Genomic DNA, 26,280 nt, shown 5'->3' with positions numbered 1-26,280 from the left:
GGATTATCGGTGCAGATCCCGGATTCCAGCGAGCAACGTTGGCGCTAGTCCCGGTAGGGAAACAAGGATATCCGGCAGTGAGGGGTCAGCCTGGTTATAGGTCAGGGGTGAGCCGTCGATGCGGCCGGCGTGGGCTCCCGCGGCGAGGGCGACGGCCGCCGGCGCGGCGGAGTCCCATTCGTACTGGCCACCGGCGTGCACGTAGGCTTCGACCTCGCCGGTGAGCACCGCGGAGATCTTGGCGCCCGCCGATCCGATCGGCACCAGGTCGGCGCCGACGAGGCGGGCCAGACTCTGGACGAACTCCGGCGGCCGGGTCCGGCTGACCGCGATCCTCGGCCTGGCGTCCGGCCGGAGCGCGGGCAGCACGGGCGGTTCGAGGGTTGACAGCGTCCGGCCCTGGGCGGGCAGCGCCACCGCCCCCGCGGTCAGCGCGCCGCGCTCCCAGAGCGCCACGTGGACCGCCCAGTCGCTCCGGCCCTCCTCGGCGAACTCGCGGGTGCCGTCCAGCGGGTCGACGATCCACACCCGCTCGGCACGCAGGCGGCGAGGGTCGAGACGCTCCTCCCTGGTCGCCTCCTCGGACAGCACACTGTCGTTCGGGCGTGACCGTGCCAGGGCCTCCATCAGAAACAGGTGCGCGGAGGCGTCGCCCTCCTCGCGGAGCCCGGAGGGGTCGGCGAACCCCTCTCTCTCCCGTAGCGCCAGCAGCCTCTCACCCGCCTCCGCCGCCAGGTCCATGGCGAGAACGTGGTCGTCACGGATCGTCATCAGTATGCTCCAGCTCCTCGCGCGACAGCCGACCAAGTCTTCCACAGGATCTGCAGGTCCAGCGTGAGGGACCAGTTCTCCACATAACGCAGATCCAGACGGACGGATTCCTCCCAGGAGAGGTCAGATCGCCCACTCACCTGCCAGAGTCCGGTCATCCCCGGCTTGACCAACAGCCGGCGGCGGACGTCGTCGCCGTACCGGGCGACCTCGTCCGGCAGTGGCGGCCGAGGGCCGACCAGCGACATATGTCCGAGCAATACGTTGATCAACTGGGGCAGTTCGTCCAGGGAGTGACGGCGGAGCCGGGCGCCCAGCGGGGTCACACGCGGATCTTTCCTAATCTTGAACAACACGCCCTGCCCGTCCCCGGCGAGGTCGATCCTCTGTTGCTCGGCGTCGATGCCCATGGTCCGGAACTTGTAGATGGTGAACTCGGTGCCGCCCCGGCCCACCCGTCTCTGGCGGAAGAACGCGGGCCCCGGGCTCGACGTCCGTACGGCCACCACGAGGCCGACGAAGAGGGGAAGCAGCACGACCAGCAGCAACCCCGCCCCGATCCGGTCGAAGAGGTTCTTGACCACCTGGCGCATACCCGTGATCTCGGGATGGTCCACGTGCAGCAGCGGCAGCCCCGCCGCCGGGCGGATCGTGATCCGCGGACCGGCGACCTCCATCAGCGCCGGGGCCACGACGAGATCGGTGTCCGTCTTCTCCAGCCTCCAGGCCAGCCGGCGCAGCGCCACCCCGTCCATCTCCGGGCAGGCCAGCACCGCCACGGTGTCCGCCGCGATCTGCCTGACCACGAGTGCGACGTCGGAGAGGTCCCCCAGGGCCGGGACGCCCTCCACGTCGCCCATGCCGTCGCGCGGCACGCAGACCCCGACGACCTCCATGCCGTGGTAGCGCTCCCGGCGGAACCTGCGGATCAGCTCGGCGGTCGCGGCCCGGTGGCCCACCGCCACCACCCGCCGCATGCATTCGCCCCGCACCCGTCTCCGGTGCAGGGAGCGGCGCAGGCCGTAGCGCGAGAGGAGGGTGAGAATCGTCGTCAGCGGGATCGCCAGCACCACGTAACCGCGGGCCACCTCGGTCTTGGTCACGTAGGCGCCGATGGCGAGGGCCGCGGTGAACATGAACCCGCACTGGAAGACCCGCTGGAACTCCTCCGGGCCCAGGCCGAACAGGCGGGGCTCGTAGGCACGGTTCAGCGCGACCGCGCAGATCCAGGCGACGGGGAGCACGGCGCTCACCATCACGTAGGGGGCGACGTACGGAGTCACCTCACCGAAACGGACGGACAGCGCGAGGAATCCGGCGAGGGAGGCGGAACCGATGTCGGCGGCGACGGCTCGCGCCCGATACCCGCGCACCCAACCCGGCCTACGGGGGCGGGGCGCCGTCACGGATCTCGGTATCGCCTGGACGACGGTCACGTCACGCACGCGCTCCCCCTGCGTAACCATTTACCAACGGACAGTGACCGAATGTTAGCGGGAGGGAGAGGCGCCGGAGGGTTGAAGACCGAAACGTTCTCCACCACCGGGGCGGCCGGGCCGATCGGCCGGGCCACCACGCGGTGCGCCTCCGCTACCGGGGCGGCCCGGAGATGTTCAGGTCGCCGGCGTGGAAGGCGTTCTGGGTCGCCTCAAGGCCCGAAGTGATCAGTGACTCCACCACGTCGGCGGCCCGGTCGACCAGGAACGGCAGGTCCTTGCGCTCGGCGGTGACGAAGTCCCGCAGGACGTAGGACGCGGCGTCCATCCGCCCGGGTGGGCGGCCGATGCCGAACCGCACCCGCAGATAGTCCTTGGTGGCCAGGGACTTGGTGATCGACTTCAGCCCGTTGTGACCGTTGTCGCCGCCGCCCAGCTTGGCCCGGAGCGCGCCGTAGGGGATGTCCAGTTCGTCGTGGACCGCGATCACGCGCGCCGGGTCCACCTTGTAGAAGTCGGCCAGGGCCTTGACCGGGCCACCCGAGAGATTCATGAAGGACAGCGGCTTGGCCAGCACCGCGGGAGCGCCCGCCAGACGGCCCTCCAGCACCTCGGCCCGTGACCTGTGCACCTTGAAGCGCCCTCCGGCCCGGGCGGCGAGCTCGTCGAGCACCATGAAACCCGCGTTGTGCCGGTTCCCGGCATACTCCGGCCCGGGGTTCCCCAGGCCAACGACCAACCAGCGGTCCACGGTCGGCATCCCTTCATATGCGCGTCAGGGCAGCCCGGTCCCGGACTGCCCTGACAGGTGTAGCAGAGAAAACTACTCGGCGGCCTCGGCGGCCTCACCCTCGGCGGCCTCAGCGGCCTCACCCTCGGCGGCCGCGGGCTCGGCGGTCGGGGCCGCGGCGACGTGCAGGACCAGCGTCTCCGGCTCGGCGACCAGGGTGGTGCCCTTGGGGAGCTTCAGGTCGCCGGCGGTGACCTGGGTGCCGACACTCATGCCCTCGATGTCGACCTCGACGCCCGTCGGGATGTGGGTGGCCTCGGACTCGACCGAGATGGAGACGAGCAGCTGGTCGAGGATGCCGTCGGCCACCTCGCCCACCACCGTGACGGGGATGTCGACGGTGACCTTCTCGCCACGCTTGACCAGGAGGAGGTCGACGTGCTCGAGGAAGCCCTTGATCGGGTCACGCTGGACGCCCTTGGGCAGCGCCAGCTCGTCGGCCGCGCCCTGGAGGCGGATCAGCACGTTCGGCGTGCGCAGGGCGAGCAGGAGCTCGTGGCCCGGGAGCGACAGGTGCTGCGGGTCCGTGCCATGTCCGTAGAGAACGGCGGGCACCCTGTTCTCGCGACGGATCTTGCGGGCGGCGCCCTTGCCGAACTCGTTGCGCGGCTCGGCCTTGATGACTACTTCGGACATGACGGATCTCCTAGGGATCTTCGACAGGCGGAAGGTGCGTCCCCCCTCACCCGCCCTAGCGGAAGGCGTTACGGACGCACGCAATCCTCACAGCTTAGCGGGTCAGCTGTCGCCTTCGAACAGGCTCGTCACGGAGCCGTCGTTGAAGACCTCGGTGATAGCGCGGGCGATCAACGGGGCGATCGACAGCACGGTGAGCTTGTCGAACCTCTTGTCCTCGGCGAGCGGCAGGGTGTTGGTGACGATCACTTCGGAGATCTTGGAGTTCTTCAGCCGGTCCACGGCCGGGTCGGAGAACACCGCGTGCGTGGCGGCCACCAGCACGTTGGTGGCGCCCTGCTCGTAGAGCGCGTCGGCAGCCTTGCAGATCGTTCCCGCGGTGTCGATCATGTCGTCGATCAGCACGCAGGTGCGGCCGCGCACCTTGCCGACGACCTCGCTCACCTTCACCTGGTTGGCGACGTCGAGATCGCGGCGCTTGTGGATGAAGGCCAGCGGGGTGCCCAGCGTGTCGGCCCAGCGCTCCGACAGCCGGACCCGGCCGGTGTCGGGCGAGACGACCGTGGTCGTCTCCAGGTCGAGCTTGTCCTTGAGGTAGTTGACCAGCACCGGCATGGCGAACAGGTGGTCCACCGGGCCGTCGAAGAAGCCCTGGATCTGGGAGGTGTGCAGGTCGATCGACATCAGCCGGTCGGCGCCCGCGGTCTTGAACATGTCGGCCATCAGCCGGGCGGTTATCGGCTCGCGGCCCCGGCTCTTCTTGTCCTGGCGGGCGTAGCCGAAGAACGGCATGATCACGGTGATCCGCTTGGCGGAGGCGCGCTTGAGCGCGTCCACCATGATGAGCTGCTCCATGATCCACTTGTTGATGGGCCCGGTGTGGCTCTGGATGACGAACGCGTCACAGCCCCGGACCGACTCCAGGTAACGGGCGTAGATCTCGCCGTTGGCGAAGTCGCGTAGCACGGTGGGGGTCATGTCTATCCCGAGGTGGCTGGCCACCTCCTCGGCGATCTCCGGATGGGCGCGCCCGGAGAAGAACATCAGGTTCTTCTCACCGGTCTGCTTGATGCCACTCACGACTTGCTCCCCTGCTGATTCCCGGTCTGGGCGGCCCGCAGCGCCGCCTCAGCCGATCTGGTGCCCGCGCGCCTGCGCACGACCCATCCTTCAATGTTGCGCTGCCGCCCGCGGGCAACGCCGATCGCCCCCGCGGGGACGTCACCGTCGATGACCGACCCCGCGGCAGTGTATGCGCCGTCGCCGATGTTCACCGGCGCGACGAGCATGGTGTCGCACCCGACGAAGGCGTGTTCGCCCACCGTCGTCCGGTGCTTGTTGACGCCGTCGTAGTTGACGAAGATCGAGGACGCGCCGATGTTCGCCCCGGCGCCGATCGTGGCATCGCCCACATAGGTGAGGTGGGGCACCTTCGCCCCCTCGCCCACCTGGGCGTTCTTCATCTCGACATAGGTTCCCGCCTTGGCCCTGCGGGCGAGGACGGTGCCCGGCCGCAGATAGGCGTAGGGGCCCACCAGGGCCTCGGGACCGATCTCGGCCTCGACGCAGACGGCGTTGCGGACCACCGCACCCTCGCCGACGACCGTGTCGGTCAGCGTGGAGGCCGGGCCGATCTCGGCGCCCTCCCCGACGACCGTACGGCCGTGCAGCTGGGTGCCCGGGTGGATCACCACGTCCGGTCCCAGGGTCACGTCCACGTCCACCCACGTGCTGGCCGGGTCGATCACCGTGACCCCCGCGCGCATGTGGGTCTCCAGCAGCCGGGAGTTGAGCACCCCGCGGGCGGAGGCGAGCTGCACCCGGTCGTTGACGCCCTCCACCTCGACGTAGTCGGCCGCGATGTGCGCGCCGACCCGATGGCCGTCCTCCCTCAGGATGGACAGGACGTCGGTGAGATATTCCTCTCCCTGGGCGTTGGAGGTGGACACCCGCTTGACCGCGTCGGCCAGCAGCGCCCCGTCGAAGGCGTAGACGCCGGAGTTCATCTCCCGGATCATCCGCTGCTCGGGACTGGCGTCCTTCTCCTCGACGATCTCCAGGACCGCCCCCTTGGCGTCACGGATGACACGGCCGTAGCCGTAGGGGTCGGGGACCTCGGCGGTCAGCACGGTGACGGCGTTGCGGTCCTGCTCGTGCCGCTCCAGCAGCGTGGCGAGGGTGCCGGTGCGCAGCAGCGGTGTGTCCCCGTAGGTGACCAGGACCGTGCCGTCGATGGTGCCGGCCGTTTCCAGCACGATTCTGACCGCGTGACCGGTCCCCTTCTGCTCGGCCTGCACAACGGCCTGCGCGTCCGGACTGGTCCGCGTCAGATGTGCGTGGACCCGCTCTCTTTCGTGACCTATGACAACAATGAGCCGCTCGGGTTCGAGACCTCGAGCGGCGACGAGCATATGGTCGACCAGGGTACGGCCGCACAGCTCATGCAGGATCTTGGGTGTTTTCGACTTCATCCGGGTGCCCTCGCCGGCGGCGAGGACGATGACAGCTGCCGGGCGCGGCACACTCACGGACGAGGCTCCCTCGGCATCGCGGCTGAGACATGACGGAGCGGGATGCCCGCCGGCCACCACGAGGGCAGCAGCTGGTAACCCACTCGACAACGTGAGGATACCTTCCCCGCCGAGAACCCCCCCAGCCGACCAGCCCGGTTAATAAACCGGACAGAAGCAATGGCTCCGGCACCAGGACTCGAACCTGGACAACAAGGACCAAAACCTTGCGGGCTGCCAATTACCCAATGCCGGATCAATCTGACGGACCGGACCGGATCCGACCGCCTGGCCCCCCTACGATACCGAGCCCTTGACGTCGAACGCGCCTCGTTTGGGGTCCTCGTCGAGGAAGAAGAGGGCCAACTGGGGTATCTACCTCACGGGGACGGTCCGGTACGCGTCGTTTAGCAGGTCAGGCCGGTGGTACACAAGACATGAACCCACTACCGGGTCTCTCCGCGAGAGTCACCTTCTCCACATTAATCAGCTGGGGATTCCTAACTTACGATGGCGTAGGTTACGGTTGCGTAGCCAGACAGAATCCCATCGCCCTTCTCCAAGCTCCGCGAGGTAGCGCATGACCGTCATCACAGAACGCCCTGGTCCAGGCCCCAAACCCGATGCCGATCCGGAGCCGAAAACCAGACCCGAGATCATCGCCTTCGGCGTGGTGGTGGCCGCGCCGCTGATCGCCCTGATCACCGCCGTCCCGTTCGCCTGGGGATGGGGTCTGGGCTGGAGCGACATCGTGATCGCCGGTGTCTTCTATGTGGTGACCGGCCTGGGGGTGACCGTCGGACTGCACCGCCACTTCACCCACGGGTCGTTCAAGGTCAAGCGTCCGCTGAAGATCGTGCTGGGCATCGCGGGCAGCCTCTCGATGGAGATGTCGGTGCTGGACTGGGTGGCCACCCACCGCAAGCACCACAAGTTCTCCGACAAGGAAGGGGACCCGCACTCGCCGTGGCGGTTCGGGACCGGTTTCCGGGCCGTGAGCAAGGGCCTGCTCTGGGCGCACATGGGATGGCTGTTCGAGACGGACCGGGCCAACCGCGAGAAGTACGCCCCCGACCTGGTCAAAGACCCCGACATCATCAAGCTGCACAAGTTCTTCCCGGTGCTGGCGATCACCACGATGGTGCTCCCCGCGGTGCTCGGCGGCCTGCTGACCTGGTCCTGGTGGGGCATGGCGACCGGCTTCTTCTGGGGCACGCTGGTCCGGATCGGGCTGCTGCACCACGTGACCTGGTCGATCAACTCCATCTGCCACGTCTTCGGCGAAGAGACCTTCGAGTCACGGGACAAATCGCGCAACGTCTGGTGGCTGGCCATCCCCTCGTTCGGCGAGTCCTGGCACAACCTGCACCACTCCGACCCGACCTGCGCCCGGCACGGCGCGCTCAAGGGCCAGATCGACCTCAGCGCGGGCGTGATCCGCTGGTTCGAGAAGGCCGGCTGGGCCCACGACGTCCGCTGGCCGACCCCCGAGCGACTGGCGGCGAAGCGCATTGCCGCCTGACGGCCGATCCGCCGCCCCAGCGGCCCGCGTCAACCCAACGCCACCTGACAACCAATCCACCGCCCCAGCGGCCCGCGTCAACCCAACGCCACCTGACAACCAATCCACCGCCCCAGCGGCCACGGACGCGGTTCCCGCACTACCGGCGGGGAGCGCCATTATTAGAACCGTGAGCGAACCTCGACGACGCATGTCCGGCAAGGAACGCCGGGAGCAGCTGATCAAGATCAGCAGAACCCTGTTCGCAGAGAAGGGGTTCGACGGAACGTCGGTTGAGGAGATCGCCGCAACCGCCAACGTCTCCAAACCGGTGGTCTACGAGCATTTCGGCGGCAAGGAAGGGGTCTACGCGGTCGTCGTCGACCGGGAGATGCAGAAGCTGCTGGCCATGGTGACGGAGGCACTGTCCGCCTCGCACGCGCTGATCAAGCTGGAACGGGCCGCCCTGGCCCTGCTCGCCTACGTGGAGGAGAACAGCGAGGGCTTCCGCATCCTGGTCCGCGACTCGCACGCCGCCTCGGGGACGGGCACGTTCGCCAGCCTGATCAACGACATCGCCAGCCAGGTCGAAGACGTGATGGTCGACGAGTTCATGGGACGTGGATACGACCCGAAGCTGGCGCCGATGTACGCGCAGATGCTGGTGGGCATGGTGGCGCTGACCGGGCAGTGGTGGCTGGACGTACGCAGGCCCCCGCGCGAGGAGGTGGCCGCGCACCTGGTCAACCTGGCGTGGAACGGCCTCGTCGGGCTGGACCCGCGTCCCCGTCTGACCGCTTCCTCCCGGGGCACGGAGCAGCGGCGGGCACCGCTGTCGGCACGCCCGACCGACAAGGAACTGCGGGAGATGGGCAAGGTCCGCGAACGGGAACTCAAGGAGCAGGAGAAGATCCGGCAGCGCGAGCAGCGCGAGGCCGAGAAACTGGCGCGCGAGCAGGAGAAGGCGCGCGAACGGGAGCTCCGCGAGCGGGAGCGGCTGTTCAAGGAACAGGAGAAGATCCGCGAGCGGGAGCTGAAGGAGCAGGAGAAGATCCGGCTCCGGGAGGCCAGAACCGCCGACCGGCAGCCCAAACTCCCCGGACACCCGGATGATGAGGCGGCAGAGAACATGAGTCCAGCTGATAAGCGACAGCAGCCGTTGAGGCAGCGTAAACGTTAAGTTCAGCAAAAGCGGGCATTCTGGTCATATGTCCGCAGAGCCCGTACCCGTCACCCACGAAGGACTGCCTCTTCCGCAGGAACGCTTCCTCAACCGCGAGGAGAGCTGGCTGCAGTTCAACCAGCGCGTTCTGGAGCTGGCGGAGGACTCGTCCCTGCCCCTGCTGGAAAGGGTCAGGTTCCTGGCGATCTTCGCCAGCAACCTGGACGAGTTCTTCCGGGTGCGCGTGGCCGGCCTCAAGCGGCGGATGGCCACCGGCCTGCTCCTGCGGACCAAAAGCGGATTGAAACCCAGTGAGGAACTCACCAGGATCGCCGCCATCGCCAACGACCTCGCACAGCGGCACTCGGTCTGTTTTCATGATCAACTCTGGCCTCAGCTGGCGGCCGAGGGGATCCAGATCATGCGCTGGGAGCACCTGGGCCGTGACGAGCGCACCGAGATGCGCAAGCTGTTCCGGGAGCGGATCCGGCCGGTGCTGACACCGTTGGCCGTCGACCCCGCCCATCCTTTTCCCTATATTTCCGGGTTGTCGCTCAACCTGGCCGTTACCGTCCGCAATCCCGCGACCGGCCATACGGTGTTCGCCCGGGTGAAGGTGCCGAGCCAGCTTCCCCGCTTCGTGGTGGCGTCCAAGGACCGCTTCGTCCCGCTCGAAGAGGTGATCGCCGCGCACCTCGGCCAGCTCTTCAAGGGGATGGATATCGTCGAGCACCACGTCTTCCGGGTGACCCGCAACGAGGACCTGGACGTGGACGAGGACGTCACCGAGAATCTCATGCAGGCCCTGGAGCGGGAACTGCTCAAGCGCCGTTTCGGCCCGCCGGTCCGGCTGGAGGTCGAGGACACCATCACCCCCGAGGTGCTCGAACTGCTGGTGGACGAGCTGGGGGTGGCCGAACACGAGATCTATCGGCTGCCCGGCCCGCTGGACCTGACCGGACTGCACGCCATCGCCGACCTCGACCGGGGCGAGCTGAGTTTCCGTCCCTTCGTGCCCGCCGAGGTCATCCTCGTCGAGGACGACATCTTCGCGGTGCTCCGCGAGCGGGACGTGCTGCTGCACCACCCGTACGACTCCTTCTCCACGAGCGTGCAGCGCTTCATCGAACAGGCGGCGACCGACCCGAACGTGCTGGCCATCAAGCAGACGCTCTACCGGACCAGTGGCGAATCGCCGATCGTGGACGCGCTGATCGACGCGGCCGAGGCGGGTAAGCAGGTCGTCGTGGTGGTGGAGATCAAGGCGCGGTTCGACGAGCGCGCCAACATCACCTGGGCGCGCAAGCTGGAGCGCGCCGGATGCCACGTGGTCTACGGGGTTGTGGGGTTGAAGACCCACGGCAAGCTGGCCCTCGTCGTACGGCAGGAGCCCTCCGGCGAGCTCCGCAACTACTGCCACATCGGCACCGGCAACTACAACCCCAAGACCGCCCGCGTCTACGAGGACCTGGGACTGCTCACCGCCGATCCGCTGGTCGGCGAGGACCTCACCGACCTGTTCATCCACCTGACCGGATACTCCAACCACGCGGCTTACCGCCGGTTGTTGGTCGCCCCGCACTCGTTGCGCGGCGGGCTGCTGGCCAGGATCGAGCGGGAGATATCCCACCAGCGGGCGGGCCGGCCGGCCGGCATCAGAATAAAGACCAACTCCCTGGTGGACGAGCCGGTCATCGACGCGCTCTACCGGGCCTCCCAGGCGGGCGTCCCGGTGGATCTGTGGGTGCGCGGGGTATGCACGCTGCGGCCGGGCCTTCCGGAACTGTCGGAGAACATCCGGGTCAGAAGCGTGCTCGGCCGGTTCCTCGAACATTCGCGGATCTACGAGTTCGGCCGAGGACGCAGACCGGAGATCTGGATCGGCAGCGCGGACCTGATGCGCCGCAATCTGGACCGCCGGGTGGAGGCACTGGTCAAGGTCACCAGCCAGCAGCAGCGGCTCCATCTCAGCAGTCTCCTCGACCTGGTGATGTCGGAGGAGACCTCCGCCTGGTGGCTCAACTCCGACGGGACCTGGACCCGGCATCCGGGTACGGACCTGCAGACCCATCTGATCGCCACCCGAAGGTGGAGGACGGTTGATGACTGAGCTGGACATCCATCCGACTGACATGATCCGCGCCGCCGGAGCGGTGGTGTGGCGGGGGCCGGAGTCCGCGCCGGAGGTCGCGCTCATCCACCGACCGAAATACGACGACTGGACGTTCCCCAAGGGGAAACTGAAGTCCGGCGAGCACGTCATCGCCGGGGCCCTGCGCGAGGTGGTCGAGGAGACGGGGATCACCGCACTGCTCGGCCGTTCGCTACCGCCGATCCACTACCTGAAGGGCGGGCGGCTCAAACGCGTCGACTACTGGGCGGCCCAGGCGATCTCCGACGACCTGCACACCGCGGTGGACGAGGTCGACGAGGTCGTCTGGCTGCCGCTGGATGAGGCCAGGAGGCGGCTGACCTACGAATGGGACGCCGGACTGCTCCGCGCGCTCACCGCGGTCCCCCTGCGGACCACGCCGCTCATCCTCGTCCGGCACGGCGTGGCCGGGTCCCGCCAGGAATGGAAGGGCGACGACGACGAGCGACCGCTCGACGAGAACGGCGCGATACAGGCCGAGGTGCTCGCGGACGTGCTGTCCGGCTATCACCCCACGGAGCTGCTCAGCTCTCCCAGCAGGCGGTGCGTGCAGACCCTGGAACCGTACGCCGGACGGGCCGGCCTGGAGATCCGCCGCGACCGTCTCCTGTCGGAGACCGACTACGACTCCCGTGCCTCCCTGCGCCTGGTCTCCGAGGCCATGGCCTCGGAGCAGCCCCTGGTGCTCTGCAGCCACGGCAAAGTCCTGCCCGAGCTGATCCCGGCGCTCGTCGACCGGCCCGGAGACACACACCTGCGCAAGGGGGCGTTCATGGTGCTGCACCGCGCCGACGGCAAGGTCGTGAGCGTGGACCGCTACATCGTCTGAGGTTCACAGCAGTTTGCCGACGGCTTCCGTGGTCGTGGCCCAGAGGCGGGGGAACTCCTCGAAGGCACGCTCGGCGGCGGCCCGTTCCAGGCCGGTCAGCACGCCGTAGGTGAAGACGTCCTCCCCGGACTGCCGGGCGGTCCCGGCCTCGGCCGCGAGCCGTCCCTGCGCGACGACGCCGTCCAGATGCGCGCCCAGCATCTCCTGTACGGCCCTCGCCCGCCTGGCGAGCTTCTTCATGCCGAGCGCCTCGGCGGTGTAGCGGGCCCGCTTGGCCGCCTTGCGCACGTCGTGCATGGCGTGCTCGCGCGCGACGGGGTCGTCGCAGGCCTGAGCTCTGGCGTAGGCCCTGGTGACCCGGCGCCAGCTCCTGGCTGCGACGGCGTCCAGCTCACCGGCGCGCCTGCCCGCGGCCTTGGTGAGCGCGGGCGAGCCCGTCAGGTCGTCGAGGGCGTCGAGCAGGGCGAAATAGCGTTCCCCGCCGAGCATCTCCCTGATCCGGTCGTAGGCCTCGTGCTCGGCGTCCAGCAGGTCGGAGCTGAGGCGCGCCCTGACCGGGCCCACGATCAGACTGCCGTCCAGGCTGTCGAGCCTGCGGGCGAAACGGTCCCTGACCACCTCCAGGTCACGCACCTCACCGAGGATCTGGCCGAGCCATTTGAGCTCCTCCTGGAGGTGGTCGGTGCCCTCGACGATCGACGCGAACGACTTCAGCGCGCTGCGGAGCCGGCGGCTGGCGACGCGCATCTGGTGTACGGCGTCCTCCCCGGCCCGCCGCACCCGGGGATCCTGCGCCAGTAGGGCGTCCACCTGGGCGACGAGGTAGCTCATGACGACCTCTCCGGCTGACCCCGGCCTGGTCCCGGCGCGCGGTGGCCCGGGGACGGGTGTGGCGGCGCTGAGCAGGCGGGCGAGCTTGCTGGCGGAGCCCGCCGGGGCCGCACCGGCCTTGATCAGCCGTCTCCCGGCCTTTCTGAGCAGCTTCTCGTCACCTTCGACCAGCTCCGCCTCGACCTCGCGCCAGCGCTCGACGTGCGGTTCGGTGCCCAGCACCGTGCCCTTGACCCGGTCGTCGGCGACCTCCACCAGCCGCACCCCCGCGCCGTTGACCAGCGTGGTCGCCCCGCGGCGGGTGTCCAGCTCGGCGATCGGTGCCAGGGGGACGCCCCGGGTGCAGGCGAGGACCAGGTCGGCCAGCTCGGCGGGGACGGCCGTGGCGCTACGGGTCAGGGGATGGGTGATCTCCTGCCGGACGCCTTTGGCCTTGGGCAGTTTGAGGTGCCAGCCGGGGTCGGTCCCGCCTCTGCGCCGCCGCAGGGTGATCCCCCGGGCGATCAGCCTCAGATCAGGGGTGTCGAAGTAGAGCGCGACGAGCTGGTAGGTCCTGGGGCCCACGACCTCGGTGACTCCCGGCAGGCCGGTCAGATCGGGGATCCGGTAGTCCATCGGTACGTCGAACTTGTCCTCGATCTCTATCGCCACAGCTCATCCCCTGGTTTACCGAGATAAATACTGTTTTCTAGCAGTATTTATTGATGCCCGATTCTCCGCCCGGAAACTCTGGGCAGCCGCTCAAATCTGGGTCACCATGGTCCTGGGTCACCGCGGAGAAGGGCCGTGGACGCCCGCCGGCGTAGCGGCCCCGGCTCACCGGATCCCACATGCCTCTCGACGCGGAGATGCTTGATATCAATAAAGATATCTCGACGTCAAGAGAGATACACTCGTCACATGACGCTGCACCACGCGGATCACGACGCAGGCCACCCCGCGGACGAGGTTGATCGGCTGGTCGCCGCCTGGCGCCAGGAGCGGCCCGACCTGGACGTGGAACCGCTTCAGGTGCTCAGCCGGGTCTCCCGGCTCGCCCGTCACCTGGACCGTGCCCGTCGCGCCTCCTTCGCCGAACACGACCTGGAGACCTGGGAGTTCGACGTGCTCACCGCCCTGCGCAGGGCCGGCGAGCCGTACGAACTGAGTCCCGGAGCCCTGCTCCGCGCGACCCTGGTGACCTCCGGGACGATGACCAACCGGATAGACCGCCTCGCCGCCGCGGGGCTGGTCCGCAGGCGTCCCGACCCCGAGGACCGGCGTGGAGTCCTGGTGTCCCTGACCGACGCCGGGCGGACCCGGGTGGACGACGCCTTCGCCGGCCTGCTCCGCCGTGAACACGACCTGCTGGCCGGTCTCGGAAAACATGAACAGCAGGCCCTTGCGGGCCTGCTGCGCACACTGCTCGTCCCTTTTGACGCGACCGACACCGGAACGCACTGAGACTCTGCCCCGCCGGCGAGGGATGGACGTTCACTCGCCGAGGCGGTCGGCGGCCTCCAGCCATTCGGCCTCGATGGTGTCCTTCTCGGCGAGGATGTCCTTGAGCTCCGTGTCGAGGGAGGCCAGGCGGCCGTAGTCGGCGGCGGCGTCGGCCATGGAGGCGTGGAGTCTGGCCTCGCGGCTGCTCAGCTTGTCGAGCTGACGCTCCAGCCGGGAGAGCTCCTTGCGGAGCTCGCGCTCCTCCTTGGCCGAAAGACCGGTCTCGGGCTCCTGCGGGGCCGCCCCCACCGGGGTGGGAGCCGAGGCGCCGGAGGCCGCCCGCGCCGACAGCGCCGCCCCCGAGGCCCGTCGCTCCAGGTATTCGTCCACGCCGCCGGGGAGCATCGACAGCTTGCCGTCGCCGAGCAGCGCGACGGTCCGGTCGGCGACCCGCTCCAGGAAGTAACGGTCGTGGCTGACCAGGATCAGCGTGCCGGGCCAGCCGTCGAGCAGGTCCTCCAGCTCGTTCAGCGTCTCGATGTCGAGGTCGTTGGTCGGCTCATCCAGCAGCAGCACGTTCGGGTCGTCCATGAGCAGACGCAGCAGCTGGAGCCGCCGCCGCTCACCGCCGGACAGGTCGCCGACGACCTTCCACTGGGCGTCGCCCTTGAAGCCGAGCCGCTCCAGGAGCTGGGAGGCGGTCCACTCCTTCTTGCCGACCTGGATGAACTTGCGGATCTCCTCGACGGTCTCCAGCACCCGGCGGGTGGGGTCGAGCTCGCCCAGCTCCTGCGACAGGTGCGCCAGGCGGACCGTCCTGCCCCGTACCACCCTGCCGGAGTCGGGCTGGACCGTGTCGGCGAGCAGGCGCAGCACCGAGGACTTGCCCGAGCCGTTCACACCGACCAGGCCGATCCGGTCCCCCGGGCCGAACTGCCAGGTGGAGTGGTCCAGGACCAGCGGTCCCTGCCCGGGGCCTCCCGCGTGCAGGGTGACGTCTTCGAGGTCGTAGACCGTACGGCCCAGCCTGGCGGCGGCGAACTTGACCAGCTCGACGGTCTCCCGGACGGGAGGCTCGTCGGCGATCAGCGCCTGGGCGGCGTCGATGCGGAACTTGGGCTTGGAGGTGCGCGCGGGCGGCCCCCGGCGGAGCCAGGCGATCTCCTTGCGCATCAGGTTCTGCCGGCGGGCCTCGGAGGCGGCGGCGACCCGGGCGCGCTCGGCCTTGGCCAGCACGTAGGCGGCGTATCCACCCTCGTAGCGTTCGACCGCGCCGTCCACGACCTCCCAGGTCCTGGTGGAGACCGCGTCCAGGAACCACCTGTCGTGCGTGACGACCAGCAGCGCGGTCTTCCGGCCGGACAGGTGCCTGGCGAGCCAGTCGATGGCCTCGATGTCCAGGTGGTTGGTGGGCTCGTCCAGGATGATCAGATCGTGCTCGTCGATGAGCAGCCTGGCGAGTGCCGTACGGCGCCGCTCTCCGCCCGACAGGCTCGCGGCCAGCGCGGCGAGGTCGATGTCGCCGAGCAGGCTGGCGAGGATCTCGCGGACGCCCGCGTCACCCGCCCATTCGTGCTCGGGCCTGCCCCCGAGGACGATCTCCTGCACCGACAGCGACGGATCGAGGTCGTCGCCCTGGGACAGGGTCCCCACGTGGAGACCCCGGTTGTGGGTGACCCGGCCGCTGTTGGGCTTGAGGTCACCGGCGATCACCGAGATGAGCGTGGTCTTGCCGCCGCCGTTGCGGCCGACCACCCCGATGCGGTCGCCCGCCTCGATGCCGAGGGAGACGTCGCGTAGCAGCGGCTTGGGGCCGTAGGAGTGGGAGACCGATTCAAGGTTGACCAGATTCATCGCCTTACAAGGGTATCCGGTCCCGGCCTACACAACCGTCGGACCGGAGACTGGGCCGTAGGCGGTGATGAGGTCGCGGGCCACGTCCATGGCCTTGAGGGACAGGGCCAGCTCCTCGGCGTGGGTCTCGGACTCGGCGAGGAAGGCACAGGTGGGGCCGGAGCCGGAGACGAGGGCGCCGAGGGCGCCGTGCTCACGGCCGGCGTCCAGGGTGCGGGCCAGGGAAGGGCGGAGCATCACGGCGGCGGGCTGCAGGTCGTTGGCCAGCTCGGCGCCGAGAGCCTTGGCGTCTCCCCCGCGGAGCGCGGCCAGCAGCGGCTCGGAGGCCCGGGGCCGGGCGACCGGCTCACCGGCCGCCTCGCGCATGCGGTCGCACTCGGCGTAGACCCTGGCCGTGGACAGGCCGCCGTCGGCCAGGGCGAACACCCAGTGGAACCTGCCACCGACCTCCAGCGGGGTGAGCCGCTCCCCCCTGCCGGTGCCGACGGCCGTACCGCCGAGCAGCGCGAACGGGACGTCGCTGCCGAGGTCGGCGGCGATCTCCAGCAGGTCCTCCAGCGGCAGGCCGAGCCCCCACAGCTCGTTGCAGGCGACCAGCGCGGCGGCGGCGTCGGCGCTGCCACCGGCCATGCCGCCCGCCACCGGGATCGCCTTGCGGATGACCAGGTTCACGCCGTAGGACCGGCCCGCGTGCCCGGCCAGCGCGAGGGCGGCCTGGATGGCGAGGTTGTTGTCGTCGTCGGGCACCTGGTCGGCGGACTCGCCCTCGACCCGGACGCTCATCCCGGCCTTCGCGGTGGCCGTCACCTCATCGAAGATCGAGACGGCGTGGAAGACGTTCACCAGGTCGTGGTAGCCGTCGTCGCGCAGCGGGCCGACCGCGAGCCGCAGGTTGACCTTGGCGGGCACACGGACCGTCACGGAGTTCATGCGGCGTCCCTCATCGGCATCGGCATCGGCACTCGCTTGCTCGTCACGGTCTCCGATCGTAACGGGGTCTCCTCCCACCCCGTACGGTCCCCTCGGCGGGAGGAGCCCTACGCGCGGTTCTCGGCGATCCGCGCGAAATCCTCGACGGTGAGCTGCTCTCCCCGCTCTGAGGGGTCGATCCCGGCGGCGCGGAGCGCCTGCTCGGCGGCGGCGGCCGTACCGGCCCAGGAGGCCAGGGCGGCGCGCAGGGTCTTGCGGCGCTGCGCGAAGGCGGCGTCGACGACGGCGAAGACGTCCTCGCGGGTGGCCTTGGTCGAGGGGGGCTCGCGGCGGGTCATCGCGACGAGGCCCGAGTCGACGTTGGGGACCGGCCAGAAGACCGTGCGGCCGACGGGGCCGGCCCGGCGGACGTCGGCGTACCAGGCGGCCTTGACCGAGGGAATGCCGTAGATCTTGGAACCGGGGTCGGCGGCCAGCCGGTCGGCGACCTCGGACTGGACCATGACCAGGATGGTGCGGAGCGACGGCAGGGTCTCCAGCAGGTGCAGCACCACCGGCACGGACACGTTGTAGGGCAGGTTGGCCACCAGCGCGGTCGGCTTCTCCTCCGGCAGGTCGTCCGGCAGGACCCGCAGGGCGTCCGCGAGCACGACGGTGAGGCGGTCGGCGGACTCCGGGGCGTGCTCGGCGACGGTCAGCGGAAGCTGGGTGGCCAGGACGGGGTCGATCTCCACCGCCACCACACCGCGGACCTCGGGAAGCAGCGCGAGGGTGAGCGAGCCCAGCCCGGGACCGATCTCGATGACCACGTCGTCCGGCCGCAGCCCAGCGACCCGGACGATCCGGCGGACGGTGCCGCCGTCGATCACGAAATTCTGGCCGAGCTTCTTCGTCGGGCGGATATCCAGTCTCTTCGCCAGATTACGTATCTCTACCGGTCCGAGAAGGCTCATGCCGGCTCTCCGCCCGGCGAGACGCCACCCGCGTTCGCTGGGCCGCTGTGCCCACGGAATCGTTCACTGCGCTCACTCACGGATCCACTCCCCACGTCATCCGACAAGTTTCGCGCATCGCACACAGTGCGACTGTCCGTGCACCGGCTCACGGCACCTGTTCGGGCGCGGCGGGTCACCAGGTGCCGAAGACGGTCTCCCCGTTCGCGCTGATGGCGGCGGCCAGCTCGGTCACCTCCATCCCCTTGACCTCGGCCAGGCAGCGCAGCGTGAGAGGGAGCAGGTAGGGCGCGTTGGGCCTGCCCCGGTGCGGGGTCGGCGGGAGGTAGGGGGCGTCCGTCTCGACGAGCATCAGCTCCCGGGGCGCGATCGCCGCCGCCTCACGGAGGTAGGCGGCGTTCTTGTAGGTGACCGGGCCGGAGAAGGACATGAAGTAGCCGGCCTCGGCGCACTTCTTCGCCATCTCCGCGTCACCGGAGAAGCTGTGGAAGACCACGACCTCCGGGGCGCCCTGGTCCGCCAGCACGCGCAGCACGTCGTCGTGGGCCTCGCGGTCGTGGATCACCAGGGCCTTGCCGGTCCGCTTGGCGATCTCGATGTGCGCCCGGAAACTGGCGTGCTGGTCGTCCTTGGACGCCCAGTCGCGGTAGTAGTCGAGGCCGGTCTCCCCCACCGCTCTGACGTGGGGGAGCCGGGCCAGCTCCTCGATCTCGGCGAGGGTCTCCGGCGTCGAGGCGTGCGCCTCGTTGGGGTGGATCGCCACCCCGGCGTAGACATCGGCATGGAGGGCCGCCGTGTCGGCGTTCCAGCGTGAGGACGGCAGGTCGTAGCCGATCGTGACGAGCCGGGTCACGCCGACCGCGCGGGCCTCCCGGAGGATCCCCTCGACGCTCGCCCGAGCCGCCTGGGCGGCCTGGGCGACGGGATCTCCCGAGGACGCCTGGCGATTGCCCACCATGATGTCCAGGTGGCAGTGGCTGTCGAACACCTCGGCGGCCAGAGGTTCGGGGGCGGCGGGAAGCTTCGTCGTGCTCACACCGCCCAACCTACCGAGGAGCCGGTACGGCTCGCGCCGGGGCGCCTGCCGTACCGGCCGCGCGTCACCCGGCCAGGCGGCCGAGCTCCTCGTCGACGATCTTCGGGTCGAGCTTGGGGAACAGCGGGGTCGGCGGGGCGAGCGGGGTGCCGGACCGGATCGGGGTGGACTCCCAGCGGGCCGCGCCCTCGTAGGAGCCGGTGATGATCGGGTAGGTCCGGCCGTTCTCCTCGGTGACCTCGTGGATCTCCGGCATGCCCGACCAGACGCCGGTGCCGCCGAGCATCGCGTAGATCTTGTTGGAGGAGTTGGGCAGGACCGGGGTGAGCAGGGTCTTGGCGTCGTCGACGACCTGCAGGGCCACGTGGAGGATGGACTTGACCCGCTCGGGGTTGTCCTTGATCTTCCACGGCTCCTGCTCGGCGAGGTATTTGTTGGCCTCGCGGATGACCTCGAACGCCTCGTTCGTCGCGTTCTTGAACCGGCAGTGCTCCAGCTCGGCCGCGACCTTCGGGAAGGCGGCGCGGCTGCGCTCCAGCATCGCGCGGTCGGCGTCGGTGAGGTCTCCCGCCTCGGGGATGACGCCGAAGTTCTTGGCGGCCATCGAGATCGAGCGGTTGACCAGGTTGCCCCAGGCGGCCACCAGCTCGCCGTTGTTCCGGTTGAGGAACTCCGACCAGGTGAAGTCGGTGTCCTGGGTCTCCGGGCCGGCCACCGCGATGTAGTAGCGCAGCGCGTCGGCGTCGTAGCGCTCCAGGAAGTCGCGCACGTAGATGACGATCTGGCGCGAGGAGGAGAACTTGCGCCCCTCCATGGTCAGGAACTCGCTGGAGACGACCTCGGAGGGCAGGCTCAGCTCGCCGAGCGAGCCCGGCTTGCCGTCACGGGCGCCCTTGCCGTTGTAGCCGAGCAGCAGCGCCGGCCAGATCTCGGCGTGGAAGACGATGTTGTCCTTGCCCATGAAGTAGTAGCCCTGGGCGTCGGGGTTCTGCCACCACTGCCGCCAGGCGTCGGGGTCGCCGGAGCGGCGGGCCCATTCGATGGAGGCGCTGAGGTAGCCGACGACGGCGTCGAACCAGACGTAGAGCCGCTTGTTGGGCTGGTCGCGCCAGCCGTCCAGCGGGATCGGCACTCCCCAGTCGAGGTCGCGGCTCATCGCGCGGGGCTGCAGGTCGCCGAGCATGTTGAGGGCGAACTTCAGCACGTTCGGCCGCCAGTCGCCCTGCTTGGACTGGAGCCAGGACGCCAGCACCTCGGCGAAGGCGGGCAGGTCGAGCATGAAGTGCTCGGTCTCGGCGAAGATCGGCGTCTCACCGTTGATCTTGCTGACCGGGTTGACCAGCTGGATCGGGTCAAGCTGGTTGCCGCAGTTGTCACACTGGTCGCCGCGGGCGCTGTCGTAGCCGCAGATGGGGCAGGTGCCCTCGATGTAGCGGTCGGGCAGGGTGCGGCCGGTGGACGGCGAGATCGCGCCCATCGTGGTCTCGGGGAAGATGTAGCCGTTGTCGTAGAGACCCTTGAAGATCTCCTGAACGACGGCGTAGTGGTTGTCCGTCGTGGTCCGGGTGAACAGGTCATACGAGAGCCCCAGTGCCTGGAGGTCCTCGACGATCACCCGGTTGTAACGGTCGGCGAGCTCGCGGGCGCTCACGCCCTCCTTGTCGGCCTGCACCTGGATCGGGGTGCCGTGTTCGTCGGTCCCGCTCACCATCAGGACCTTGTTGCCCGCCATCCGCTGGTAGCGGCTGAAGATGTCGGACGGCACGCCGAATCCGGAAACGTGCCCGATGTGGCGAGGGCCGTTGGCATAGGGCCATGCGACGGCGGTCAGGATGTGCTGGGACATGAGGACAAGCCTAAGGGACGCGGGCTCAGGTCCTGGTGCTTTCCTGCTGGTTTACCGCCTCGGCGGCCTCCTTGGCACTTTCCCGGGTCACGGCCTCGGCGGCCTCCTCCGCGGCGGACGCGGCCACGTCGATGGGTGTCTCCTTGGTACGGCGGATGCCCAGGATGCTGACGAACAGCGACGCGAAGATGGTCTGGAAGCTCATGATCAGCGCGGTGGCCGAGGGCACGACCAGGCGGAGTGACTCCGACGGGATCAGCGTGCCGAAGCTGCGCGTCTGCCAGTGGGCCAGCGAGGCGACCAGCCCGCCGAGACCGGCCAGGGCCAGCAGGCCACCGGCGATCAGGCCCTTCTCCAGGGTGACGATGTCGATGAGCTTGCGCACCCGCCTGTCCTCCGGCAGGAAACCCTCCTCCGCCGCGTACACCTTGGTGAACACCGCGAACAGCACCGCCTGGAACCCGATCACCAGCGCGGCCGAGGCCCCGACCAGGGTGTCGACGTCGAAGGCGAGCTTGCCGATGTAGACCGGGCCGAAGGTGAGGGCCGCGCCCCCGACGAGGCCGAGGGTCATCAGGATCAGGCCGGGGATGAAGAACAGCCAGCGCGGGCTGTAGAGCATGAGGAAGCGCAGGTGGCGCCAGCCGTCACGCCAGGAACGCAGGTGCGGCGGCCGGGACCGGCCGTCGGGCGACAGCGTGGTGGGCACCTCGCGCACGTCGAGCCCGGACAGCGTCGAGCGCACCACCATCTCACTGGCGAACTCCATGCCGCCGGTCTGCAGGCCGAGCTTGAGCATGGAGTCACGCCGGAAGCCGCGCAGGCCGCAGTGGAAGTCACCGATGGCGCTGGGGAAGAACAGCCGGCCGACGAAGGAGAGGACCGGGTTGCCAAGGTAGCGGTGGAGCGGGGGCATGGCGCCCGGCGCGATGCCGCCCCTGAAACGGTTGCCCATCACCAGGTCCGCTCCGTCGCGTAACTGCTCGACGAACGGCAGCAGCGCGGTGAAGTCATAGGAGTCGTCGGCGTCGCCCATGATGACGTATCTGCCACGCGCCGCCCGGATGCCGCCCATGAGAGCGTTCCCATAGCCCTTGGCGTCCACGTGCACGACCCGGGCGCCGGCGTCTCGCGCGAGCTGCTGCGAGCCGTCGGTGCTGCCGTTGTCGGCGATCAGCACTTCTCCGTCTATACCGTGTTCCCGCATGCAGGCCAGTGCCTTGCGTACGCAGGTCTCCACGGTTTCCGCCTCGTTCAGACAAGGCATCACCACGGTCAGTTCCACGTCTCAACCCTTCGTCATGGCACAACCCAATCTCATCATGATGCCCTGCAGCACCTACCGTGCGGGTCAACTCCATGAAAGGACTGGCATCCTGTAGTGCATGGTGACCGTCGCCGAACGAGCACGTATGAACCTGCCCGCAGCGGTCTGGGCGGGGCGTCTGTGGGCGTTCCTGCGGCGCCACCACCTCTTCGTGATCGTGCTCTCGCTGGCCTTCGTCCTGCGCGCGGTCACCATGATCGGGTACGGCCCGGCACTGTGGTTCAACGACTCCTTCGAATACGTCTCCGGGGCGGTCAACCCCGAGAGGCCCAGTGCCCTGCGGCCGAACGGTTATTCCTTCTGGCTCCTCCTGCTCCGCCCCTTCCACAGTTTCACCCTGGTGACCTTCACCCAGCACCTGATGGGCCTGTCCGTCGCGGTGCTGATCTACGCCCTGCTGCGCGTGAGGTTCGGCCTGCCCGGCTGGGGGGCGACGCTGGCCACGGTGCCGGTGCTGTTCGACGCCTACCAGATCCAGCTCGAACACCTGGTCATGTCCGACGCGATGTTCGCACTGCTGGTCGTCAGCGTCGTCACGCTGGTGCTGTGGCATAGGAAGATGTCGTGGCGGCTCGGCGCGGTGATCGGCCTGCTGCTCGCCCTCACCGCGCTCACCCGGTCGATCGGGCTGCCGATCCTCGCGCTGGTCGTGGTCTACATGCTGGTCAAGCGCACCGGCTGGAAGCCGATCACGGCCATGATCACGGCGTGCACGGTCCCGGTGGTCGGCTACATGGGCTGGTTCGCCTCGGTGTACGGCAACTTCGCGATGACCAACAGCGACGGCGCGATCCTCTACATGCGGACCGCGCTGTTCGCCGACTGCACGAAGATGGGGGTCGACCCCCGCAAGGAGCTGGAGCTCGCGCTGCTGTGCATCAACGCCCCGCCGAGCATGCGCAGCTTCTCCGGGCAGAGCTATCTCTGGTGGGCCAGCGGGAGTTCCGGCCAGCGCTTCCATGCCTTCGGGACGGGCAGCACGTTCACCCCGCGGACGAACCAGACCGCCGGGACGTTCGCCAAGCGGGCCATCCTGTCCCAGCCCGGTGACTACCTCGCCAGGGTCGGCCTCGACTTCGTCCGCGGCTTCCAGTGGGGAAGGCCGCGCTTCCCCGATTTCAGGACCTACCAGCAGTACGAGTTCCCCTTCGAGGACAGAGTGCTCCCGACCTGGACCTCCTACAGGGGCACCAGTGACGGCGACGCGCGGAGATACGATCCCGGCCTGCCGACGACGGTGATCGGCGGGAAGCAGAAGGTCATCGGCACCTGGATCCACGACCCGTGGGCCGCCTTCATGCAGGACTACCAGCGGATCGTCCGGCTGCCGGGCACCGTGATCGGCATCCTGCTGCTGGTCGGCCTGGCCGGGGTGGTGGCGCGCTGGCGCACGCTGGGCGGCCCGGTGCTTCTGCCGTGGCTGGCCGCCTTCGGCCTCATCCTGGCCCCGGCCGCGACCGCCGAGTTCGACTACCGCTACCTGCTTCCCGCGGTGCCCCTGGCCTGCCTCGCCGCCGCGATCTCCCTGCGCCGGGGATGCACTAGACCCAGCGCGCCAGCAGCATCCGTGCCCACCACTGAGCGTGCGGAATGATCTCGGCGGTGAGCACCGGGTAGAGCCACCCGAAGTTGATCAGTGCGAGGATCATGAAGGCCCCGACGGACGCGGCTCCGATCGCCCTGCGGTTGGGCGGGGCGTCCACCGGTCCGATGACCAGCCCGGCGGCCAGGGTCAGCGCGAGGATCATGAACGGGACCATGGGGATCGCGTAGAACAGATACATGGTCCGGTTGTCGGCGATGGCGTAGTAGAACCAGGGCAGCCAGCCGGCGGCGTAGCTCAGCAGGACGGCTCCGGCCCGCCAGTCGCGGGTGGCGACGTACCAGGCGATCATGGCGATGAGCGCGGCCAGCCCGCCGTACCAGATGACCGGGGTGCCGACCTCGAGCACCGCCTGGGCGCATTTCTCCGCCCCGCACCCGCTCGTGGGCGTCTCCCAGAAGAACGCCACCGGGCGGAGCAGCAGCGGCCAGCTCCACGGATCGGACTGGTAGGGATGCGGGGTCGCCAGGCCGGTGTGGTAGCCGAGGACCTGGAAGTGGTAGTCCAGCCACGACCGGATCGAGTCGAAGACGAAGAAGACGGGTCCCTGGGAGGTCGCCTGGGCCCAGTTGCGGCCCCAGCCGGAGGCGGAGACGAACCAGCCGGTCCACGAGGCCACGTAGACGGCTGCCGGGGCCAGGCCCATGCCACCCAGCAGGGTGGGCAGGTCCTTGCTGAGCGTCCCGCTGTAAGGTCTGCGCAGTCCGACGGCACGGCGGGCTCCGGCGTCCCAGACGAGGGACATCACGGCGAACGCGATCAGGAAGAAGACCCCCGACCACTTGACCGCGCATGCCGCGCCCAGGCAGGCGCCGGCCGCGAGCCGCCACGGCCGCAGGCCCAGCCACGGGCCGTGATCACTCAGCGGTGAGGTCTCGTACCAGTCAACGAGCCGGCCGCGCATCCGGTCGCGGTCGACCACCAGGCAGGCGAACCCGGCCAGCACGAAGAACATCAGGAAGATGTCCAGCAGCGCGGTGCGTGACAGCACGAAGTGCAGTCCCTCGATGGAGAGCAGCAGGCCCGCCAGGCAGCCCAGCAGCGTGGAGCGGGTCATCCGGCGGGCGACCCGGGCCAGGATCAGGATCGACAGCACGCCGACCACGGCCCCGGCGAACCGCCAGCCGAACGGGTTCATGCCGAAGAGCTGCTCGCCGATGCCGATCATCCATTTGCCCAGCGGCGGATGGGCCACGTACAGCGGGCAGGGGTCGGCGCCGGGCGGAGCGCACGCGACCCAGATGTCGGTGTCTCCCGCGAGAAGCTTGCGGTCGGCGATCGGGTTCTCGGCGTTGCCGACCGAGGCCCGTTCCACGCCATAGGTGATCAGTGCGAACGCGTCCTTGACGTAGTACGTCTCGTCGAACATGACCGCGTGCGGGCGGTCCAGGTTGACGAACCGCAGGATCGCCCCGAACGCCGCCACCAGCAGCGGGCCGAGCCAGCCCCACAGGACGCTGCCCGGCATCGACGGCACCAGTCGATCACGCATTGATCCCATTTAGGAGATTATGAAGATAAATCAACCAAGATGGATGGCATAACAGAGATCACGTCGTGGATTGGCCTTTGTTCCGCAGCAGCCTGGACCCGGCCCGCCCTCTCCGCAGGGAACCTCGGGGGACGGCCTCCGCGTGGCGTCGGCCGTGTCAGCCCCGATGGACCGCGTCATAGAGATCACGTTTGGGGATCCCCGCCGCCTTGGCGACGTCGACGATCGCCTGCTTTCTGGGCACCCCCGTCTCCTGGCGGCGGAGCACCTCGGCGACCAGGTCCTCGATGACCAGCGGCAGGGCCTCCGGGGCGTGCCCGGCGACCACCACGGTGATCTCCCCCTTGACCCCCAGGGCCGCCCACGCGGTCAGCTCCCCCAGACCGCCTCGCCGTACTTCCTCGTAGGTCTTGGTGAGCTCCCGGCAGACCGCCGCCTGACGGTCGGCGCCGAACGCCTCCGCCATCGCCTCCAGCGCGACCTGCAGCCGGTGAGGCGCCTCGAAGAACACCATCGTGCGCTCCTCCCCGGCCAGGGCGTCCAGCCTGCGGGCCCGCTCGCCGGGCTTGCGCGGCAGGAAGCCCTCGAAACAGAACCGGTCACTCGGCAGGCCGGAGACGGCCAGCGCGGTGGTGACCGCGGACGGGCCGGGCAGCGAAGTGACCGTGATCCCGGCCTCGACGGCCAGGCGGGTCAGGCGGTAGCCGGGGTCGGAGACGCCGGGCATCCCGGCGTCGGTGATGATCAGGACGGTCCGGCCGTCCTGGAGCGCCTGCAGGAGCTCGGAGGCTCGGCCGGCCTCGTTGGCGTCGTAGTAGGAGACGACCCTGCCCCTGATCTCCGCGCCCAGCTCACCGGCCAGGCGGCGCAGGCGGCGGGTGTCCTCTGCCGCGACCACGTCGGCGGCCTCCAACGCCTCCCGCAACCGGGGCGAGGCGTCACCCACCTGCCCGATCGGAGCCCCCGCGAGCACCAGCCTGCCATTGTCCGTCACAGTTCCATCCTCCCCCATCCTCGGTGAGGTCCCGCCCCCACGTGCGCGGGGTACCACCTCGGTGGGTTGTTCCCCGATTGGGGTGTAGGCGGTGTTTCTTGGGTTGCCTGGTTGGAGGGGCCCGTACGATGTCCGGGTGGCCGCGACCGACTTCACCAACCAGGCTTCCGAAGAGCCGGAGCCCCAGCCGGACGGCGGATCGGAG

At 69.1% G+C, this 26,280-nt stretch carries 21 protein-coding genes and 1 tRNA gene; 6 read left to right on the top strand and 16 right to left on the bottom strand.

What is annotated here, in order from left to right; genetic code table 11:
- Positions 1-3 precede the first annotated feature (3 nt).
- From ACIN94_RS04060 to ACIN94_RS04030, 7 genes are all read right to left on the bottom strand, one after another.
- Positions 4-771 carry a 3'(2'),5'-bisphosphate nucleotidase CysQ gene (locus ACIN94_RS04060; protein ID WP_400699314.1) on the bottom strand — a complete coding sequence of 256 codons (768 nt, stop codon included), beginning with the start codon at positions 769-771 and terminating at the stop codon, positions 4-6.
- Complete coding sequence (locus ACIN94_RS04055) at positions 771-2,237, bottom strand: sugar transferase (RefSeq protein WP_400699312.1); 1,467 nt, start codon at positions 2,235-2,237, stop codon at positions 771-773. Before ACIN94_RS04055 ends, ACIN94_RS04060 begins: the two co-directional genes overlap by 1 nt.
- 124 nt (positions 2,238-2,361) lie before the next feature.
- Positions 2,362-2,967 (bottom strand): aminoacyl-tRNA hydrolase, encoded by a 606-nt coding sequence (pth, locus tag ACIN94_RS04050; RefSeq protein ID WP_400699309.1) that lies wholly within the window; start codon positions 2,965-2,967, stop codon positions 2,362-2,364.
- Positions 2,968-3,030: 63 nt separating this feature from the next.
- Entirely contained in the window at positions 3,031-3,633 is a 603-nt protein-coding gene (locus ACIN94_RS04045) for a 50S ribosomal protein L25/general stress protein Ctc (RefSeq protein ID WP_400699306.1), read from the bottom strand.
- 102 nt (positions 3,634-3,735) lie between these two features.
- Positions 3,736-4,713 carry a ribose-phosphate diphosphokinase gene (locus ACIN94_RS04040; protein WP_400699303.1) on the bottom strand — a complete coding sequence of 326 codons (978 nt, stop codon included), beginning with the start codon at positions 4,711-4,713 and terminating at the stop codon, positions 3,736-3,738.
- On the bottom strand, positions 4,710-6,161 hold the full coding sequence (glmU, locus tag ACIN94_RS04035) for a bifunctional UDP-N-acetylglucosamine diphosphorylase/glucosamine-1-phosphate N-acetyltransferase GlmU (RefSeq protein WP_400699301.1): 1,452 nt from the start codon (positions 6,159-6,161) through the stop codon (positions 4,710-4,712). The genes ACIN94_RS04040 and glmU overlap by 4 nt, the downstream gene beginning before the upstream one ends.
- Positions 6,162-6,324: 163 nt before the next feature.
- A tRNA-Gln gene (locus ACIN94_RS04030) sits at positions 6,325-6,399 on the bottom strand.
- Between the two features lie 324 nt (positions 6,400-6,723).
- On the opposite strand from ACIN94_RS04030, the gene ACIN94_RS04025 reads away from it, so the two are divergent.
- The 4 genes from ACIN94_RS04025 (at position 6,724) to ACIN94_RS04010 (ending at position 11,787) form a co-directional block, all read left to right on the top strand.
- A complete protein-coding gene (locus ACIN94_RS04025; protein WP_400699298.1) occupies positions 6,724-7,665 on the top strand; it encodes an acyl-CoA desaturase in 942 nt (313 codons plus the stop codon).
- Between the two features lie 169 nt (positions 7,666-7,834).
- Positions 7,835-8,824 (top strand): TetR family transcriptional regulator, encoded by a 990-nt coding sequence (locus ACIN94_RS04020; protein WP_400699295.1) that lies wholly within the window; start codon positions 7,835-7,837, stop codon positions 8,822-8,824.
- 28 nt (positions 8,825-8,852) lie between these two features.
- Positions 8,853-10,916 (top strand): RNA degradosome polyphosphate kinase, encoded by a 2,064-nt coding sequence (locus tag ACIN94_RS04015; RefSeq protein WP_400699293.1) that lies wholly within the window; start codon positions 8,853-8,855, stop codon positions 10,914-10,916.
- Positions 10,909-11,787, top strand: a complete 879-nt coding sequence (locus tag ACIN94_RS04010; RefSeq protein ID WP_400699290.1) for an NUDIX domain-containing protein — start codon at positions 10,909-10,911, stop codon at positions 11,785-11,787. The genes ACIN94_RS04015 and ACIN94_RS04010 overlap by 8 nt, the downstream gene beginning before the upstream one ends.
- Before the next feature lie 3 nt (positions 11,788-11,790).
- Here ACIN94_RS04010 and ACIN94_RS04005 read toward each other — a convergent pair whose 3' ends face one another.
- Positions 11,791-13,269, bottom strand: coding sequence for a CHAD domain-containing protein (locus ACIN94_RS04005; protein WP_400699287.1), 1,479 nt, complete (start codon positions 13,267-13,269; stop codon positions 11,791-11,793).
- A gap of 249 nt (positions 13,270-13,518) precedes the next feature.
- Between ACIN94_RS04005 and ACIN94_RS04000 the strand changes: the two genes are divergently transcribed.
- Positions 13,519-14,061 carry a MarR family winged helix-turn-helix transcriptional regulator gene (locus ACIN94_RS04000; RefSeq protein ID WP_400699285.1) on the top strand — a complete coding sequence of 181 codons (543 nt, stop codon included), beginning with the start codon at positions 13,519-13,521 and terminating at the stop codon, positions 14,059-14,061.
- 30 nt (positions 14,062-14,091) lie between these two features.
- Here ACIN94_RS04000 and ACIN94_RS03995 read toward each other — a convergent pair whose 3' ends face one another.
- The 6 genes from ACIN94_RS03995 to ACIN94_RS03970 form a co-directional block, all read right to left on the bottom strand.
- Positions 14,092-15,894, bottom strand: a complete 1,803-nt coding sequence (locus tag ACIN94_RS03995) for an ABC-F family ATP-binding cassette domain-containing protein (RefSeq protein WP_400699282.1) — start codon at positions 15,892-15,894, stop codon at positions 14,092-14,094.
- A gap of 27 nt (positions 15,895-15,921) precedes the next feature.
- Positions 15,922-16,824, bottom strand: coding sequence for a 4-(cytidine 5'-diphospho)-2-C-methyl-D-erythritol kinase (locus tag ACIN94_RS03990; RefSeq protein ID WP_400699279.1), 903 nt, complete (start codon positions 16,822-16,824; stop codon positions 15,922-15,924).
- A gap of 107 nt (positions 16,825-16,931) precedes the next feature.
- Entirely contained in the window at positions 16,932-17,777 is an 846-nt protein-coding gene (gene rsmA, locus ACIN94_RS03985; protein ID WP_400699276.1) for a 16S rRNA (adenine(1518)-N(6)/adenine(1519)-N(6))-dimethyltransferase RsmA, read from the bottom strand.
- Between the two features lie 175 nt (positions 17,778-17,952).
- Positions 17,953-18,813 (bottom strand): TatD family hydrolase, encoded by an 861-nt coding sequence (locus ACIN94_RS03980; RefSeq protein ID WP_400699273.1) that lies wholly within the window; start codon positions 18,811-18,813, stop codon positions 17,953-17,955.
- Positions 18,814-18,877: 64 nt separating this feature from the next.
- Positions 18,878-20,659, bottom strand: a complete 1,782-nt coding sequence (gene metG / locus ACIN94_RS03975) for a methionine--tRNA ligase (RefSeq protein WP_400699270.1) — start codon at positions 20,657-20,659, stop codon at positions 18,878-18,880.
- A gap of 25 nt (positions 20,660-20,684) precedes the next feature.
- Positions 20,685-21,944, bottom strand: coding sequence for a glycosyltransferase (locus ACIN94_RS03970; RefSeq protein ID WP_400699267.1), 1,260 nt, complete (start codon positions 21,942-21,944; stop codon positions 20,685-20,687).
- A 100-nt stretch (positions 21,945-22,044) separates the two neighbouring features.
- On the opposite strand from ACIN94_RS03970, the gene ACIN94_RS03965 reads away from it, so the two are divergent.
- Complete coding sequence (locus tag ACIN94_RS03965; RefSeq protein ID WP_400699265.1) at positions 22,045-23,580, top strand: hypothetical protein; 1,536 nt, start codon at positions 22,045-22,047, stop codon at positions 23,578-23,580.
- Here the strand turns inward: ACIN94_RS03965 and ACIN94_RS03960 are convergent.
- Positions 23,528-25,090, bottom strand: coding sequence for a dolichyl-phosphate-mannose--protein mannosyltransferase (locus ACIN94_RS03960; protein ID WP_400699262.1), 1,563 nt, complete (start codon positions 25,088-25,090; stop codon positions 23,528-23,530). The two genes, ACIN94_RS03965 and ACIN94_RS03960, sit on opposite strands and share 53 nt — an antisense overlap.
- Positions 25,091-25,238: 148 nt before the next feature.
- Positions 25,239-26,093 (bottom strand): 16S rRNA (cytidine(1402)-2'-O)-methyltransferase, encoded by an 855-nt coding sequence (gene rsmI / locus ACIN94_RS03955; protein WP_400699259.1) that lies wholly within the window; start codon positions 26,091-26,093, stop codon positions 25,239-25,241.
- Positions 26,094-26,280 lie beyond the last annotated feature (187 nt).

The sequence above is a fragment of the Streptosporangium sp. NPDC087985 genome (assembly GCF_044741965.1).
Classification (GTDB): Bacteria; Actinomycetota; Actinomycetes; order Streptosporangiales; family Streptosporangiaceae; genus Streptosporangium.
This window is presented reverse-complemented; position numbering and strand designations above follow the sequence as displayed.